The following is a 15645-nucleotide window of genomic DNA, read 5'->3' on the forward strand; positions in this document are numbered from 1 at the left end:
CGCTGTCGGCACCCCGCCCCTCAACCAGGCCGGGGTGCGCACCCCATCAGGTCATCACTTGAACAACTTCATCGCCTGCGTCAGCGTATTGATCACCCCCCAGGCAAGCGGAATCATCACATACACCCAGAACACCGCGAGCATCACCTTGTTGGTCGGATGTACGGTTTGAACGGTCGACATACGGATCTCCTCACGCGCCCTTGGCGACTTGTGCATCGGTCATGTGGTGCTTCTCATCCACACGCTTGACCAGCAGGTTGCAGATAAAGCCGATCACGAGCAGCACGGCCATGATGTGCACGGTCATCGTGTACGCGTCCGCTTTGGCGACACCGTTCGCGACTTCATATGCGCGGATGTAATTGACGAGCACCGGACCCGCTACACCCGCCGCCGCCCACGCGGTCAGGAGCCGTCCATGAATGCCGCCGACGAACGCTGTACCGAACATGTCGGCGAGATAGGCCGGCACCGTCGCGAAGCCGCCGCCGTACATGGACAGGATGACGCAGTACGTCAGCACGAACAGCGCGATCTGTCCGTTCGCGGCAAAGCTGGGCACGAAGTAGTAGAGCACCGCGCCGAGCACGAAGAAGATGGCGTAGGTGTTCTTGCGACCGATCCAGTCCGATGCCGACGACCACACGAAACGTCCACCCATGTTGAACAGCGACAGCAATCCGACGAAGCCGGCCGCAGCGGATGCCGTCACGGTGTTCTTGAAGCTCTCCTGGATCATCACCGAGGCCTGGCCGAGAACGCCGATCCCGGCCGTCACGTTCAGGAACAGCACGAACCAGATCAGATAGAACTGCGGTGTTTTCAACGCCTGATCGATATGCACGTGGTTGCGCGAGATCAGCCGGTGCTGCGTGACTTCGGGCGGCGTCCAGCCGGCCGGCTTCCAGTCGGCCGGCGGCACGCGGATCGCGAGCGCGCCGACCGTCATCGAGATGAAGTAGACGATGCCGAGCACGACGAAGGTCTCCGCGACGCCCACGCTCGTTGCGCTATGAAAGTGGTTCATCAGCGCGACCGACAACGGCGCCGCGATCATCGCGCCGCCACCGAAGCCCATGATCGCCATGCCGGTCGCCATGCCGCGGCGGTCCGGGAACCAGCGGATCAGCGTCGACACCGGCGACACATAACCGAGCCCCAGCCCGATCCCGCCGATCACGCCGTAACCGAGATATAGCAGCACGATCTGATGCAGATAGACGCCGAGCGCGGACACCAGGAACCCGCCGCCGAAACAGCATGCTGCCGTGAACATGGTGCGGCGCGGACCGACGTGTTCGAGCCATTTGCCCGCGAATGCCGCCGACAAACCGAGGAACACGATCGCGAGCGAAAAGATCCAGCCGAGCGAGGTCAGCGACCAGTCATCGGGCGCGGACTGGGTGATGCCGATCACTTTGGTCAGCGGTCCGTTGAATACCGAGAACGCATAGGCCTGACCGATGCACAGATGCACGGCGAGCGCCGCGGGGGGCACCATCCAGCGCGAAAAGCCGGGCTGTGCGACGGTGGCCTGTTTGGAAAAAAATGGGGCTGAGCCTCGTTGGCCGCCCGGCTCGCTGATGCTACTCATAAGTGGGTCTCCTTACAGTTGTTCTGTTTATCGGCGCTTCGTGCATATACCTTGAGGCGGCGGAGTGTAACTTGCACACGCCGTCGCGTCATCGCTATATGTACTTTCATTTCATATGACCTGGATCCACGTACCCAAAATCGCGCCTGGCTCGACAATAGGACGTGGACGATGGCTTCGCAATATGAATCGGGCGGACATAAGGTGTGAACCTGGTGAAACGTGGGTATTCTTCACGCGATCGTGCAAATCGTGGGACGCTCCGAGCGGGTTGCTTCGTTCTTCCGACTAGAGCCACTATGCAAAGTCAGCAATAAACGAGACGCGCACGACGCGCGGCACAAAAAGAAACGGGCCGGCGCGGCTTCTTCGCTGCGCCGGCCCGTCGTGTATCGACGGCGAGTTCCGCCGGTGTCAATCGATCTTGCGCCCGGTCTTCATGCGTGCTGCAACGAGTACCGAGATCAGACAGCCGATCGCCAGATACGCGGCCACCGGATGCCACGAGCCGCCCGCGAAGCTGACCAGCGCGACCGCGATGAACGGCGTGAATCCGCCGCCGACCACGCTCGCCACCTGATAGCCGACACCCGCGCCGCTATAGCGGTACTCGGTGCCGAACAGCTCGGTGAACATCGGCTGCTGGACGCTGACGACCATGTCGTGCGCGATGTTGGCAAGCATCACCGCGAACACGACGATCCATACTGTCGAACGCGCTTCGAGCGCGAGGAAGAACGGCACCGCGCTGAACACGCCGACCAGCGCGCCGATCATATAGATGCGACGGCGACCGAAGCGATCCGCGAGCCAGGCGAAGCACGGAATCGTCACGCAGCTGAGCGCGCCGACGACGAAGCCGATCGTCAGGAAAAACTCGCGCGGCATGTGCAGGTTCGTGGTCGAGTAGCTCAGTGCGAACGCGGTCACGATGTACATCGTGAACAGCTCGGCGAGCCGCAGCGCGATGATCAGCAGGAAGGCTTTCGGATGGCGCAGCAGCGCTTCGACGATCGGCAGGCGCACACGGCGCTCGCCATGCTGGCCGACTTTCTCGACGAACTCCTGAGATTCCTCCATGCTCGAGCGGATCCACAGCGCGATCAGCACCAGTACGACGCTGAACAGAAACGGCAGACGCCAGCCCCAGTTGAGGAATGCGGCGTTGTCCATCGAGCGGCTGATCAGCGCGACGAGTCCCGTCGACAGCACGAGCCCGACGCCGTAGCCGACCTGCACGCCGCTACTGTAGAAGGCCTTCTTTTTCTCGGGCGCGCTTTCGACGGCCATCAACGCCGCGCCGCCCCATTCGCCGCCGACCGCAAAGCCCTGGATTGCGCGCAGCGTGACGAGCAGCACCGGCGCCAACCAGCCGATCGTCGAGAACGCCGGCAGCAGACCGATCGCGGCCGTCGACAGACCCATCATCATCACGGTGAGCACGAGCATGCGCTTGCGTCCGAGCCGGTCGCCGTAATGGCCGAACACGAAGCCGCCGAGCGGCCGGAATAGAAAGCCGACGCCGAAGGTCGCGAACGCGGCAAGCGTGCCCATCGCCGGGCCGACGTTCGGGAAGAACTCGGCGTTGAACACGAGCGCGGCGACGATGCCGTACAACAGGAAGTCGTACCAGTCGACCACGGCGCCGATAAAGCTGCCGAGCGCGGCCTTGCGAGCCCGACTGCGCGCATTGCGGTGAGTGGCCACTGTGGCCTGCGGGTGGGTGGTGCTCATCGAGTCTCCTTCAATGTGATATGTGCTTTAATCGATCGCGCCGCCCGGGCAAGGCTTTCAACGCGATCGATCCGCGCAGGGAATGTCCGGAAGGTTAATGACGCGACCCGGAATTCACAATCCGTGTGATGGAGAAAATGCGCGATCATCGCTCGCGGCTGCGCGAATAGCGCGCGTTTTGCGTGTTTACACCGAGCGCCACGCAGAACCGTCGCGGGGAATGATGTGGGCGAACCCACGCAGCGCGCGGCGTGCTAACGTGAAAGTAATCTTAAAAACAACAGTCATTGATATACTACATACCGAATATTGAAAAATGCGGCGTTGCAGCATATGATTGAGGAATCAATCTTCTCAATCATCCGGAGTTACACGTGGAATTCGTGCCTCTTGCGCTGTTCGCCATGGCCGTCGTTGGGTTGGGCTGTGCCGCCACCGTTCTGCTGACCGACTGGATTCCCGAATCGATCGCTGCACCTGCATCGCAACATGGCCGCTTCGTGGGTCTGGGCGAGCAGCGCAGCAAAACGGCGGCGCCGAATCGCGCGCGTGTTCAAGCAGAGGCGATGAATGTCGTCAGAACTTCCAACTGAAACAGTGGCCACCCCGTTGACCCTGTCGTTGCAGCCAATCGGCGCGAGTGCGAGCTTGCGCGATCAGGCCTATGCGATGCTGCGTCAGGCAATCGCCGACGCGGATATCTACCAGAATCGCGAAGAAATCCGTCTCGACGAGCGCGTGCTCAGCGAATCGCTCGGCGTGAGCCGCACGCCGGTGCGCGAAGCGATGACGCTGCTCGAGCAGGAAGGCTTCCTGCGCATGGTGCCGCGGCGTGGCATCTACATCGTGCGCAAGAGCAAACGCGAAATCGTCGAGATGATCCAGATGTGGGCCGCGCTCGAAAGCATGGCCGCGCGGCTCGCCACGCTGCACGCGACCGACGAGGAAATCGGCCGCTTGCGCCATATGTTCGACAATTTCCGCGACACGACGCCGGCCGAGCATATCGCCGAGTATTCGGACGCGAACATCGCGTTTCATCAGGCGATCGTCGAGCTGTCGAAGTCGCAGATCATTCTCGACACGATCAAGAACATCTTCATCCACGTGCGCGCGATCCGGCGCATGACCATCTCGCAGAGCGACCGGGCCGCGCGCTCTATCGTCGATCATCTGCGCATCATCGAGGCGCTCGAAAAGCGCGATACCGAACTCGCCGAGCGGCTCACGCGCCAGCATTCGCTCGATCTCGCGGCGTTCGTCGAAGCCAATTGCGATTTCCTCGATTGATGGCGGCGTAGACGCTGCCTGGCTGCTGATGGCGAAAAGCCCGCGTGTGCAAGCACCGCGGGCTTTTTTGCGTGCGCGCACTTCGAGCGATGCGCAGGTCGCGCGGCGGCGAACGGCAAACAAAACGAGGTCGCCGCCGCGCTGCGGGATAAACCTTGCTTGACGGTCCTGAAAATATGGTATGTGATATATCAACAAGGACCGGTGTGACGCACGACCTGGTGTTTTCCTTGAAATGACTGCCGCAGAGCCTTGTAGATTCGGCGCAAAGCTGCGGCTGGCAAGCTCGAGCAGCACAAACTTCGCGCCGTCTATGTCTCGAAATTGGCCCTTGAAGGAATGTGATATATCACATACGGTATCTTCGAAGCCGTGAGACGTCGGTGCAACCGAACGTATATCGAAGCGGACGCGTCCGTCGATAACCGTTGCACATCCGATTGATGAGGAGATGACCATGTCTGCAGTTGTTTCATCCCTGAGTCCGGCCACGGCCACCACGACCGCCGACGACACGCTCAAGCAGAAGACCCGCGACGCGGGCGTCGTGTCGGGCGGCCATCTGGCCGCAAAGGCGCTGAAAAACGAGGGGGTCGACACGATCTTCACGCTGTGCGGCGGCCACATCATCGATATCTACGACGGCTGCGTCGACGAAGGCATCCGCATCATCGACGTGCGCCACGAGCAGGTCGCCGCACACGCGGCCGACGGCTACGCGCGCCAGACCGGCAAGCTCGGCTGCGTGGTGACGACCGCCGGCCCCGGCTGCACGAACGCGGTGACCGGCATCGCGACCGCGTTCCGCTCGGAAAGCCCGATCCTGCACATCGGCGGGCAGGGCGCGCTGACGCAGCACAAGATGGGCTCGCTGCAGGACCTGCCGCACGTCGACATCATGGCGCCGATCACGAAGTTCGCCGCGAGCGTGTCGAGCACCGAGCGCGTCGCGGACATGATCTCGATGGCCGCGCGCGAATGCTTCAACGGCGCGCCCGGTCCCGCCTACCTGGAAATTCCGCGCGACGTGCTCGACCGCGAAGTCGACGTGTCGCGCGCGATCGTGCCGCGGCCGGGCCGCTATCGCGCGTCGACGAAATCGATCGGTGACCCGCGCGACATCGAGAAACTGGCGGACATTCTCGTCGATGCGCAACGCCCCGCGATCCTGTACGGCCAGCAGGTGTGGACCGCGCGCGGTCACGAGGAAGCGATCGCGCTGCTGCGCGGCATCGAGATTCCCGGCTATTTCAATGGCGCGAGCCGCGGGCTGCTGCCGCCGGGCGATCCGCATCATTTCGATCGCACGCGTTCGCAGGCGTTTGCGAATGCCGACGTGCTGATCGTGGTCGGCACGCCGTTCGATTTCCGCATGGGTTACGGCCGACGCATCAGCAAGGAATTGACGCTGGTGCAGATCGATATGGACTATCGAACCGTCGGCAAGAATCGCGATATCGATCTGGGTCTGGTCGGCGATCCGGGCGCGATCCTCGCCGCGGTGCTGCAGGCCGCGAGCGGTCGTATCAAGGACGACAAACGTCAGGCGCGCCGCAAATGGATGGCGCAGTTGCGCGACGCCGAAGCGAGCGCAACCGAAAAACTGATGCCGCTATTCCGCTCGAACAGCACGCCGATTCATCCGTATCGCGTCGCGTACGAACTCAACGAGTTCCTGTCCGACGACACCGTCTATATCGGCGACGGCGGCGACGTCGTGACGATCTCCGCGCAAGCGGTGCGCCCGCGCCGCCCCGGCCAGTGGATGGACCCCGGCGCGCTCGGCTCGCTCGGCGTCGGCACCGGCTTCGCGCTCGCGGCGAAGCTCGCGCATCCGCACAAGGAAGTGCTCTGCTATTACGGCGACGGCTCGTTCGGCATGACCGCGTTCGACATGGAAACCGCGAACCGCTTCGGCGCACCGTATCTCGCGGTGATCGGCAACAACTCGGCGATGAACCAGATCCGCTACGGCCAGCTTGCCAAATACGGCGAAGAACGCGGCAACGTCGGCAATCTGCTCGGCGACGTGCCGTTCAGCAAATTCGCCGAAATGCTCGGCGGCTATGGCGAGGAAGTGCGCGATCCCGCGCAGATCGCGAGCGCGCTACAGCGTGCGCGCGAAGCGATTCATCGCACCGGCCGCTCGGCGGTGGTCAACATCTGGGTCGACCCGCGCGAGTACGCACCGGGCACGAAGAACCAGACCATGTACAAATAACCCTCATCGTTCAGGAGATACGACATGGCCAAGGCACTCGACGGTGTGCGCATCCTCGATTTCACGCATGTGCAATCGGGGCCGACCTGCACGCAATTGCTCGCATGGTTCGGCGCGGACGTGATCAAGGTGGAACGGGCAGGCGCGGGCGACATCACGCGCGAGCAGCTGCGCGATATTCCCGACGTGGATAGCCTGTACTTCACGATGCTCAATCACAACAAGCGCTCGGTCACGATCGACACCAAGCATCCGGAAGGCAAGCAGGTGCTCGAAGCGCTGATCCAGAAATGCGACGTACTGGTCGAAAACTTCGCACCGGGCGCGCTCGACCGGATGGGCTTTACGTGGGAGCGGATTCAGGAATTGAATCCGCGCATGATCGTCGCCTCGGTGAAGGGCTTCGGTCCCGGTCCTTACGAGGACTGCAAAGTCTATGAAAACGTCGCGCAATGCGCGGGCGGCGCGGCGTCGACCACCGGCTTCGACGACGGCCCGCCGGTCGTGACCGGCGCGCAGATCGGCGACAGCGGCACGGGGCTGCATCTCGCGCTCGGCATCGTCACTGCGCTCTATCAACGCACGCATACCGGACGCGGCCAGCGCGTGCTGGCGGCCATGCAGGACGGCGTGCTCAATCTGTGCCGCGTCAAACTGCGAGACCAGCAGCGGCTCGACCGTACCGGCGTGATGAAGGAGTATCCGCAATATCCGAACGGCACGTTCGGCGAAGCGGTGCCGCGCGCGGGCAATGCGTCGGGCGGCGGCCAGCCGGGCTGGATTCTGAAATGCAAAGGGTGGGAGACCGACCCCAACGCCTATATCTACTTCATCACGCAGGCGCCCGTGTGGGCGAAGATCTGCAACGTGATCGGCAAGGAGGAGTGGGCCACGGACCCCGACTACGCGACGGCGCCCGCGCGCCTGCCCCGCTTGAAGGAGATCTTCGCCGAAATCGAACGCTGGACGATGACGAAGACCAAGTTCGAGGCGATGCAGATCCTGAACGGATACGACATTCCGTGCGGCCCGATCCTGTCGATGAAGGAAATTGCCGCGGAGCCGTCGCTGCGCAAAACCGGCACGATCGTCGAAGTCGATCATCCGAAGCGCGGCAAGTATCTGACAGTAGGCAATCCCATCAAGCTGTCCGACAGCCCGACCGACGTCAAACGCTCGCCGCTGCTTGGCGAACATACCGATGAAGTGATGGCCGAGCTCGGTTATTCGGCCGAGCAGATCACGGCGCTGCGCACGGCGGGCGCAATCTAGGAGCGAGGCATGCAGACGTGGATGCGGTTCATGTCGGGCGACGGCGGCATCGTGTTCGGCCGTGTCGAAGGCGCCTATCTGCACGAGTACGAAAGTCTCGCGCAGCCGGTGCCGACCGGCGCAGTACTGTCGCTGCGCGCATTGACGCCGTTGGCGCCGTGCTCGCCCGGCAAGATCGTCGCGCTCTGGAATAACTATCACGCGCTCGCGGCGAAGCTCGACAAACCCGTGCCCACGCATCCGCTGTTTCTGCTGAAGCCGGCGGCGTCGGTGGTCGGCGCGGGCGAGCCGATCCGCCGGCCGCGTCACTACGCGGGCAAGATCGTCTACGAAGGCGAACTCGGCATCGTGATCGGCCAGCGTTGCCGCGACGTGGATGCGCAACAGGCGGAGGCGGCGATCTTCGGCTACACGCTCGTCAACGACGTCACCGCCGCCGATCTGCTTAACGAGAATCCGCATTTTCCGCAGTGGTGTCGCGCGAAGAGCTTCGATACCTTCTGTTGCCTGGGTCCGGCCATCGTCTCCGGTTTCGACTGGCGGGCGGCGCGCCTCCTGACCACGCTCGACGGCGCCGAGCGTCAGAACTATCCGCTCGCCGATATGGTCTTTTCGCCGGCCGAGCAGGTGAGTCTGATATCGCAGGATCTGACGCTCGAACCCGGCGACGTGATTGCGTGCGGCACCTCGGTGGGCGTGGGGTCGATCAAGGACGGTGCAACGGTCTCGATCACGATCGATGGGATAGGCACGCTGACCAATACCTTGAGCGCGGCGCAGCGCGACGAGCCACGGCGATCGGGCGATACCGCGAACGTCGGTTGACGAGGGCCGGACCTCGCGGCTCTTGCCTTTTCATCGCATCACGGAGGATCACGCATGCCGCAAGCCTGTGGGAGTGCCGTGTGGATGGACCTGTTGTTGCTGCTCGCCGTGACTGTCGCCGCGGCGTTGGTTGCGGTGCTGATGGTGGCGTTGGCCGCGCTCTCGCGACGACAGTTCGGCCGACGTTCGGCGCAGCGGCATTCATGCGTGCGCGAACGCGATCTGACACGCAGGCCCCGGATGCTTGCATTGCTTGGCAGCGGCATCGGTTTGGCGGTCGCGTCGACAGGTTTTACGCGCTACCTGTTGGCAGCGGCGCGCGAGAACAGCGAACGCATCGAACTGTTTGCAGCCGTGTTGATCGGCGCGCTGCTCTTTGCGATCTCGGCGATTGCGTTCTGCAAGCTGCGCGGCGCATTGCAACTCGAGGCGCTCGCGCGGCCGGGACATCACGTCGTCAATCTGTTTGCGCTGTTTTTATGCGGATGGCTCGGTTACGGCTTCGTCACTGAACAGGCACAGCCGTTCGGACTCGCGGCATTGCTCGCGACGGGCGCGCTGGCGTTGGCAATGGGCGTGCATCTGATGCTGAGCCGCGAGTACTCGGCCGATCCCGCTCACGCGGCGAATCGCGTCAGTTGCGCAGCGCGCATGTATGCCTTCGCCGCGCGTAGCGATGGCCTGGCGATCGGCAAGCCGGGCCTGCTCGCGAACATCGAGTGGCATGGCGGGGAAGAGCAGACGTGGGCGCTTCGCGATGTCACGCCGGCGATGATGCGCGTGAGCGCCTCTGCAGATAGTCGGGATGGGCGTGATGGTAGACGCGGCAACGGCCGCCAGCGCGACTATGCACGCCAATGCGCGCACGAGCGGCCGGTTCATTTCACTACACGTCGCTGATCAATGATGCATGCGTCGCCAGGAGAGCTGATTGCCAATAGCGAAGACGGCGGGACGATGATCCCGCCGCCCGAGTCTTTTTCGATGCTTCTAGTCGCCCACGGTCGCGGCGAATTCGCTGTAGTACTGCGTCTTCCTATGCAGAATCAGTTGCGCGAGAAAGTCGGCATCGTACGCCCGATGCAGGTGGCTGTGATAGCGCTCGATATAAGCGGTGATTCGCGCCAACTCGCCATTGAACTCTTTCAGCATGTCGAGCGTCGCACGGTCCCAGCGAAACCGCAGCCCAAGATCGCTGAACGCGGCATTGTAGGCGCTCAGATGCGCATCGTCGGGTTGGTCTTCGTGATGCGCCGCCGCTGTGCGAGCGTTGCGTGTACTGGTACGGGATTCAACCGGAGCGTGGTTCATGATCGGCCTCCTCGGCTCGCAAGTGAAAGAACTCGCTTGCAGCATAGAAGTCGCGATCGATTTGCAATAGTTAAAGTTTTATTGGCTTTCCATAGCCTACGGCTTATGCACGCTCAGTTCCTTCACGCGGGTGATCTTTTCGATCAGATTGGCGCCTTCCTCCATCAGGAAGCGTTTGAAGGCGACGGCAACCGGTGGCAGACGCTTGTTCTTCCGATGCACGACATACCAATTGAGCATGACCGGAAAGGTTTCGACGTCGAGCACGACCAGATGACCCAGTTGCAATTCGAGGCTGATCGTATGGGCGGACAGAAACGCGATGCCCATGCCGGCGATGACCGCCTGCTTGATCGTCTCGGTGCTCTTGATCTCCATCGCAATCTTCAGATTGGACAGCCGGCCGGCAAAACCTTCTTCCATCGAATTCCACGTGTCCGAGCCGCGTTCGCGCACGATGAACGCTTCGTTCGCGAGTTGACTGAAGCGGATATTGCGCTTGTGCGCAAGCGGATGAGTGGGCGCCGCGACGATCACGTACGGGTGCGGCGCGAACGGTTCATTGGTCGCGTCGGTTTCGTGCGGCGGACGCACCATGACCGCGAGGTCGGTCTGATTGGTCGCCAGTTGATGAAGCAGTTCTTCGCGGTTGTGTACCGCGAGATTGAGATCCACACCCGAATAGCGACGCGTGAATTCGGCGAGAAGGCGCGGAAAGAAATAGTCGCCCGCGCTAATCACCGCAACATTCAGTTTGCCGCCGGAGACGCCCTTCAACTGGCTCATCGCTTCGTCGACTTCATGGAACTGCTGCATGATCGCGCGGCTGTAGTGGAGCATTTCCGTGCCGGCCGGCGTCAGATAGATCTTCTTGCCGAGTTGCTCGAACAGAGGCAGCCCCGCATGTTCCTCGAGTTGCCGGACCTGGGTGGAAACGGCCGGCTGAGTCAGATGCAATTCCTCCGCGGCGCGGGAAAAACTCAGGTGGCGCGCTACCGTTTCAAAGACCTTCAGTTGCCGCAGAGTTGCATTGCGCATCGTCATGGTCGATGTATAAGGAAACGTGAATCAACATAATAACAAACTTTAATTATGAGTAATTCAGCAATGACCCTAGCATGAAACGTATAAGAAGCCGAATAGCCGCTGTAATACGCGGGTTAACGCATAGATATGTGGTGTGGCGGACTTGATAGCGGGAATAACCTGTAATGCTTACCGGCTGAAGCGTGGTTCTGGTCGGAATAAAGCAAGAATTTTATAGAAGACGAGTTCGGGCATCTGCGGAAACACAAAAGCGTCAATTGAGATTTTTCCCGAATAGCGATGTTCTCGGGCCATAACGATAAGGCGGGACACATCCAGCGCGGCGCGTAAGCCGGCTGCACTAAATAAATAGTGGAGACAAGGCTCATGAACGATATCACCCAGCAATCGACGACCCGTATGTCCTGGCGTAACCGATGGTGGCAACTCGTCATCGGCATGGTATGCATGGCGCTGGTGGCGAATCTGCAATATGCGTGGACGTTATTCGTGGCCCCTATGCATGCGCGGCATCACTGGAGCGAGGCGTCGATCCAGCTCGCCTTCTCGATCTTCATTCTGACCGAGACGTGGCTCGTGCCGTTCGAGGGCTGGCTCGTCGATCGATTCGGGCCGCGCCCGGTGGTGGCAGCCGGCGCGGTATGCGCGGGTTTGTCGTGGATTCTCAATTCGCATGCGACCACGCTCGGCATGTTGTATTTCGCCGCGGTGATTGGCGGGATAGGCGCGGGCGGTGTGTATGGAACATGCGTCGGCAACGCGCTCAAATGGTTTCCCGACCGGCGCGGTCTCGCCGCGGGTTTGACGGCCGCGGGCTTTGGCGCAGGCGCGGCGCTGACGGTGATTCCGATTGCGAACATGATTACGCGCCGCGGCTATGAAGAGACGTTCCTGTTCTTCGGCATCGTGCAAGGCGTCAGCATTCTGCTGCTCGCGATGCTCCTGACGCGGCCGATCTTGCGTCAGCCAGGGGTACGCAAGAGCCGCTTCGCAGTGTCGAAGGTCGATTTCACCTCGCGCCAGATGATCAGAACGCCAGTGTTCTGGGTGATCTACGCGTCGTTCGTCGCGGTCGCGGCGGGCGGCTTGATGGCGACCGCGCAGATCGGCCCGATCGCGAAAGACTGGGGCATAGCGCGCATTCCGATGACGGTCTTCGGCGCGACGTTGCCGCTGCTGACCCTCACGCTGTCGATCGACAATATCTTCAACGGCTTGACACGTCCGCTGTGCGGCTTCATCTCCGACAAGATCGGCCGTGAAAACACGATGTTCGTGATCTTCGTCGGCGAGGGGCTCGCGTTGCTCGGCATGATGCAGTTCGGCAGCAATCCGTATGCGTTCATGGTCTTTGCCGCGCTGATCTTCCTGTTCTGGGGCGAGATCTTCTCGATCTTCCCGGCGACTTGCGCCGATACGTTCGGCAGCAAGTACGCGGCCGCCAATGCCGGCACGTTGTACACCGCGAAGGGCACGGCCTCGTTGCTGGTTCCGATCGCGTCCATACTCGCGGCGACGGGCGGCTGGAGCCTTGTCTTCGTCTTTGCCGCCGTCATCACGATCGCAGCCGGCATTTGCGCGAAGTTCATCCTCAAGCCGATGCGCGCGCGTTGGATCGAATCGCACAACGAACCTCAGGGCGCGCTGGCCGTCGCGGGTCATGGCAATGGCAATGCGTCGCGAATGAGTCACTGGCCCGAACAATCTGGCGAATAACGTGAGCGTCGCGCGCCCGGAACCGATGCCATGAATGTTTCGCTGCAGCAACTCAAGGTATTCGTCGCGGTCGCGCGCGAGCGCAGTTTCACGCGCGCGGCGCGCGAGTTCGATCTGACGCAGTCGGCCGTGAGCCGTTGCGTGCGTGAACTGGAAGACGCGGTCGAATTGAAGCTGTTCGATCGCACGACACGCCAGGTCGAACTGACGAATGCGGGTGCGAGTCTCGAGAGAAGAATTGGCCGGCTGCTCGACGAAATCGAGTTGACGCTGCTCGAAGAGCGCGCTGCTTATGACGGACACACGGGCGTCGTCTTATTCGCGAGTAATCCGGTGTTGTCATCGGGCTGGGTGCCGCAGGCTTTGGCGCAGTGCGCGTCGGTTTTTCCCGAGCTGGTCGTATCGGTCAAGGATCAACCTCAATGCAGCGTACTGGCCAGTGTCGAGCAGGGCGAGGTGGATTTCGGCGCGGTCTGTGTGACTGTACCTGTCGATAGTCCTCTACTGCACGCTCAGGTGCTTTTCACTACGCCACTGCATGCGGTGCTTCCATCCGCGCATCCGCTAGCGCGGCAAGACAGCATCGGATGGCACGCGTTGCGCGAATGTCCGCTGATAACGCTGAATGCCGATACTGGCGTGCGCGCCGCGCTCGCACCGGTACTCGCCGCGAACGGATCGAAGCGCCGGCCGTTGCAGGAACTCGGACACGTTGCGACGGTAGCGCGCATGGTCGAATTGGGACTGGGTGTCGGCGTATTGCCTGTCGATGCGCATTGGCCTTCGCCGGGCGCTTCGTTGGTGAGTCGTCCGCTGGTCCCCGAAACGGCATTGACGACGGTACTCGTGCACCGCAGAAATCGCTCGCTTCGTCCCAATGCCGCTGCTGCGTGGGCGCAGTTCGTTGCGTCGACGACTGATCATTCGCCGATCGCGAACGAAGCGCCTGCCGCAACCGCGACGCCAAGCTTCAACTGGCGGTCCGTGCGGCAAAGCCCGTTGCCGGAACCTTAGACAGGGGCCGACCAAAAAGCTTGCGCGACGCGCGGCATTCGATCGATGCGCCGTCAGTCAACCACATAACGTCCTACTCAAGGAGCTTCATGATGGAAATCCAGACCGATCTCAGGCACCACGATCTGCTGATCGACGGCAAGCGCATGCCGCCAGGCAGCGGGGAATATTCCGTCGACATCAACCCCGCGACCGAGGAGCCGATCGCACGGGTGGCGCAAGGCAGCGCCGCCGACGTCGATGCCGCGGTGCGCGCCGCGCGCGGCGCATTGAAAGTGTGGAATTCGATTCGGGCCGCCGAACGCGGGCGCATCCTGCAACGTCTCGCGGGCCTGATGCGCGAGAACATGGAACAACTCGCCGCGCTCGAGAGTCTCGACGGCGGCAAGCCGATTGGCGCGGTGATGCGTCAGGACGTGCCCGCCGCGATCGATACCGTCGAATACTACGCAGGCTGGTGCGACAAGATCAACGGCCAGGTGGTGCCGACGCGTCCCGATGCATTGACCTATACGTTGCGCGAACCTGTCGGCGTGGTCGCCGCAATCGTGCCGTGGAATTTTCCGCTGATGATCGGCATGTGGAAGATCGCGCCCGCGCTCGCATGCGGTTGCACGCTGATCGTCAAGCCCGCCGAGATCACGCCGCTCACCGCGTTGCGCATCGGCGAGCTGGCGCTCGAAGCGGGCGTGCCGCCGGGCGTGCTCAACATCGTCACCGGCAAAGGCAGCGTGGTGGGCGACGCGATGGTCTCGCATCCCGGTATCGACAAGGTCACCTTCACCGGTTCGCCTTCGGTCGGACGAGGCATCCTGCAGGGCGCGGCGGGCAACTTCAAACGCGTGACGCTGGAACTCGGCGGCAAGTCGGCCAACGTGATTTTTGCCGACGCGAATCTCGACAATGCGGTGCGAGCCGCGGCGTCGGGCGTGTTCTTCAATACGGGGCAAGTGTGCTCCGCCGGGTCGCGGATACTCGCGCATCGCGACGTGTATGACGAAGTGGTCGAGCGCCTGGCCACGCGCGCGAAGTCGATCAAGGTCGGCGACCCGTCGCTGCGCGAAACGTCGATGGGACCGCTGATTTCGGCCGCGCAGATGAAGACCGTATTGAGCTATGTCGACACGGGACGCTCGGAAGGTGCATCGCTCGTGACGGGTGGCGCGCGCGTCGGCAATCGCGGCTTTTTCGTCGAGCCAACCGTGTTCGCGAATGTCGAGCACGAAATGCGTATTTCGCAGGAAGAAATCTTCGGGCCCGTGGCGAGCGTGATCCGTTTCAACGACGAAGCGGACGCGATCCGAATCGCCAATGGCACGTCGTACAGTCTCGCGGCTGGCGTGTGGAGCGCTGACTTGAGCCGCGTGCATCGCGTGGCGCGCGACCTGAAGGCGGGCACGGTGTGGATCAACACCTACGGCTATACGGACGTGCGTTTGCCGTGGGGCGGTGCTGGCGATTCGGGCTTCGGTCGCGAGCATGGCGATGTCGCGATCGAGAACTTCACGGAACCGAAGGCGGTGTGGTTGGCGATCGATCAATAACGTCCAATGCGAAAAAAGGATCGGATGCATGGCATCCGATCCTTCAGGCCGTGTTGCAAGACGAAAAGGAATTG

General features: G+C 62.1%; 14 protein-coding genes. 9 read left to right on the forward strand and 5 right to left on the reverse strand.

Going from position 1 to position 15645, the window contains the following annotated elements:
* Positions 1-54: 54 nt before the first annotated feature.
* From OKW38_RS34450 to shiA, 3 genes are all read right to left on the reverse strand, one after another.
* A complete protein-coding gene (locus OKW38_RS34450; RefSeq protein ID WP_090809263.1) occupies positions 55-183 on the reverse strand; it encodes an MFS transporter small subunit in 129 nt (42 codons plus the stop codon).
* A 10-nt stretch (positions 184-193) separates the two neighbouring features.
* Entirely contained in the window at positions 194-1597 is a 1404-nt protein-coding gene (locus OKW38_RS34455; protein ID WP_429365121.1) for an L-lactate MFS transporter, read from the reverse strand.
* Between the two features lie 414 nt (positions 1598-2011).
* Positions 2012-3331, reverse strand: coding sequence for a shikimate transporter (gene shiA, locus OKW38_RS34460; protein WP_090809267.1), 1320 nt, complete (start codon positions 3329-3331; stop codon positions 2012-2014).
* Positions 3332-3705: 374 nt separating this feature from the next.
* Here shiA and OKW38_RS34465 point away from each other — a divergent pair, with 374 nt between their 5' ends.
* The 6 genes from OKW38_RS34465 (at position 3706) to OKW38_RS34490 (ending at position 9839) form a co-directional block, all read left to right on the forward strand.
* Positions 3706-3924, forward strand: coding sequence for a hypothetical protein (locus tag OKW38_RS34465; protein ID WP_429365122.1), 219 nt, complete (start codon positions 3706-3708; stop codon positions 3922-3924).
* Positions 3902-4621: a GntR family transcriptional regulator gene (locus tag OKW38_RS34470; protein ID WP_013091210.1), complete on the forward strand. Its 720-nt coding sequence runs from the start codon at positions 3902-3904 to the stop codon at positions 4619-4621. The genes OKW38_RS34465 and OKW38_RS34470 overlap by 23 nt, the downstream gene beginning before the upstream one ends.
* A gap of 457 nt (positions 4622-5078) precedes the next feature.
* Positions 5079-6842 carry a thiamine pyrophosphate-binding protein gene (locus OKW38_RS34475; RefSeq protein ID WP_429365123.1) on the forward strand — a complete coding sequence of 588 codons (1764 nt, stop codon included), beginning with the start codon at positions 5079-5081 and terminating at the stop codon, positions 6840-6842.
* A gap of 24 nt (positions 6843-6866) precedes the next feature.
* Positions 6867-8114, forward strand: coding sequence for a formyl-CoA transferase (gene frc, locus OKW38_RS34480; RefSeq protein ID WP_090809275.1), 1248 nt, complete (start codon positions 6867-6869; stop codon positions 8112-8114).
* A 9-nt stretch (positions 8115-8123) separates the two neighbouring features.
* Entirely contained in the window at positions 8124-8939 is an 816-nt protein-coding gene (locus OKW38_RS34485) for a fumarylacetoacetate hydrolase family protein (protein ID WP_429365124.1), read from the forward strand.
* Between the two features lie 54 nt (positions 8940-8993).
* Positions 8994-9839, forward strand: coding sequence for an NAD(P)(+) transhydrogenase (Re/Si-specific) subunit beta (locus OKW38_RS34490; RefSeq protein ID WP_429365125.1), 846 nt, complete (start codon positions 8994-8996; stop codon positions 9837-9839).
* Positions 9840-9929: 90 nt separating this feature from the next.
* Here the strand turns inward: OKW38_RS34490 and OKW38_RS34495 are convergent, their stop codons facing one another.
* Together OKW38_RS34495 and OKW38_RS34500 are read right to left on the reverse strand one after the other, a co-directional pair.
* Positions 9930-10250, reverse strand: a complete 321-nt coding sequence (locus OKW38_RS34495; RefSeq protein WP_429365126.1) for a hypothetical protein — start codon at positions 10248-10250, stop codon at positions 9930-9932.
* Positions 10251-10346: 96 nt separating this feature from the next.
* Positions 10347-11294 carry a LysR family transcriptional regulator gene (locus tag OKW38_RS34500; RefSeq protein ID WP_018424728.1) on the reverse strand — a complete coding sequence of 316 codons (948 nt, stop codon included), beginning with the start codon at positions 11292-11294 and terminating at the stop codon, positions 10347-10349.
* A 369-nt stretch (positions 11295-11663) separates the two neighbouring features.
* On the opposite strand from OKW38_RS34500, the gene oxlT reads away from it, so the two are divergent.
* The 3 genes from oxlT (at position 11664) to OKW38_RS34515 (ending at position 15571) form a co-directional block, all read left to right on the forward strand.
* Entirely contained in the window at positions 11664-13013 is a 1350-nt protein-coding gene (gene oxlT / locus OKW38_RS34505; protein WP_090809285.1) for an oxalate/formate MFS antiporter, read from the forward strand.
* Positions 13014-13043: 30 nt separating this feature from the next.
* Positions 13044-14027: a LysR family transcriptional regulator gene (locus OKW38_RS34510; protein WP_429365127.1), complete on the forward strand. Its 984-nt coding sequence runs from the start codon at positions 13044-13046 to the stop codon at positions 14025-14027.
* A 92-nt stretch (positions 14028-14119) separates the two neighbouring features.
* Positions 14120-15571, forward strand: a complete 1452-nt coding sequence (locus OKW38_RS34515; protein WP_429365128.1) for an aldehyde dehydrogenase family protein — start codon at positions 14120-14122, stop codon at positions 15569-15571.
* The last annotated feature ends 74 nt before the right edge of the window (positions 15572-15645 follow it).

Source organism: Paraburkholderia sp. MM5496-R1, assembly GCF_050436205.1.
GTDB lineage: Bacteria > Pseudomonadota > Gammaproteobacteria > Burkholderiales > Burkholderiaceae > Paraburkholderia > Paraburkholderia tuberum.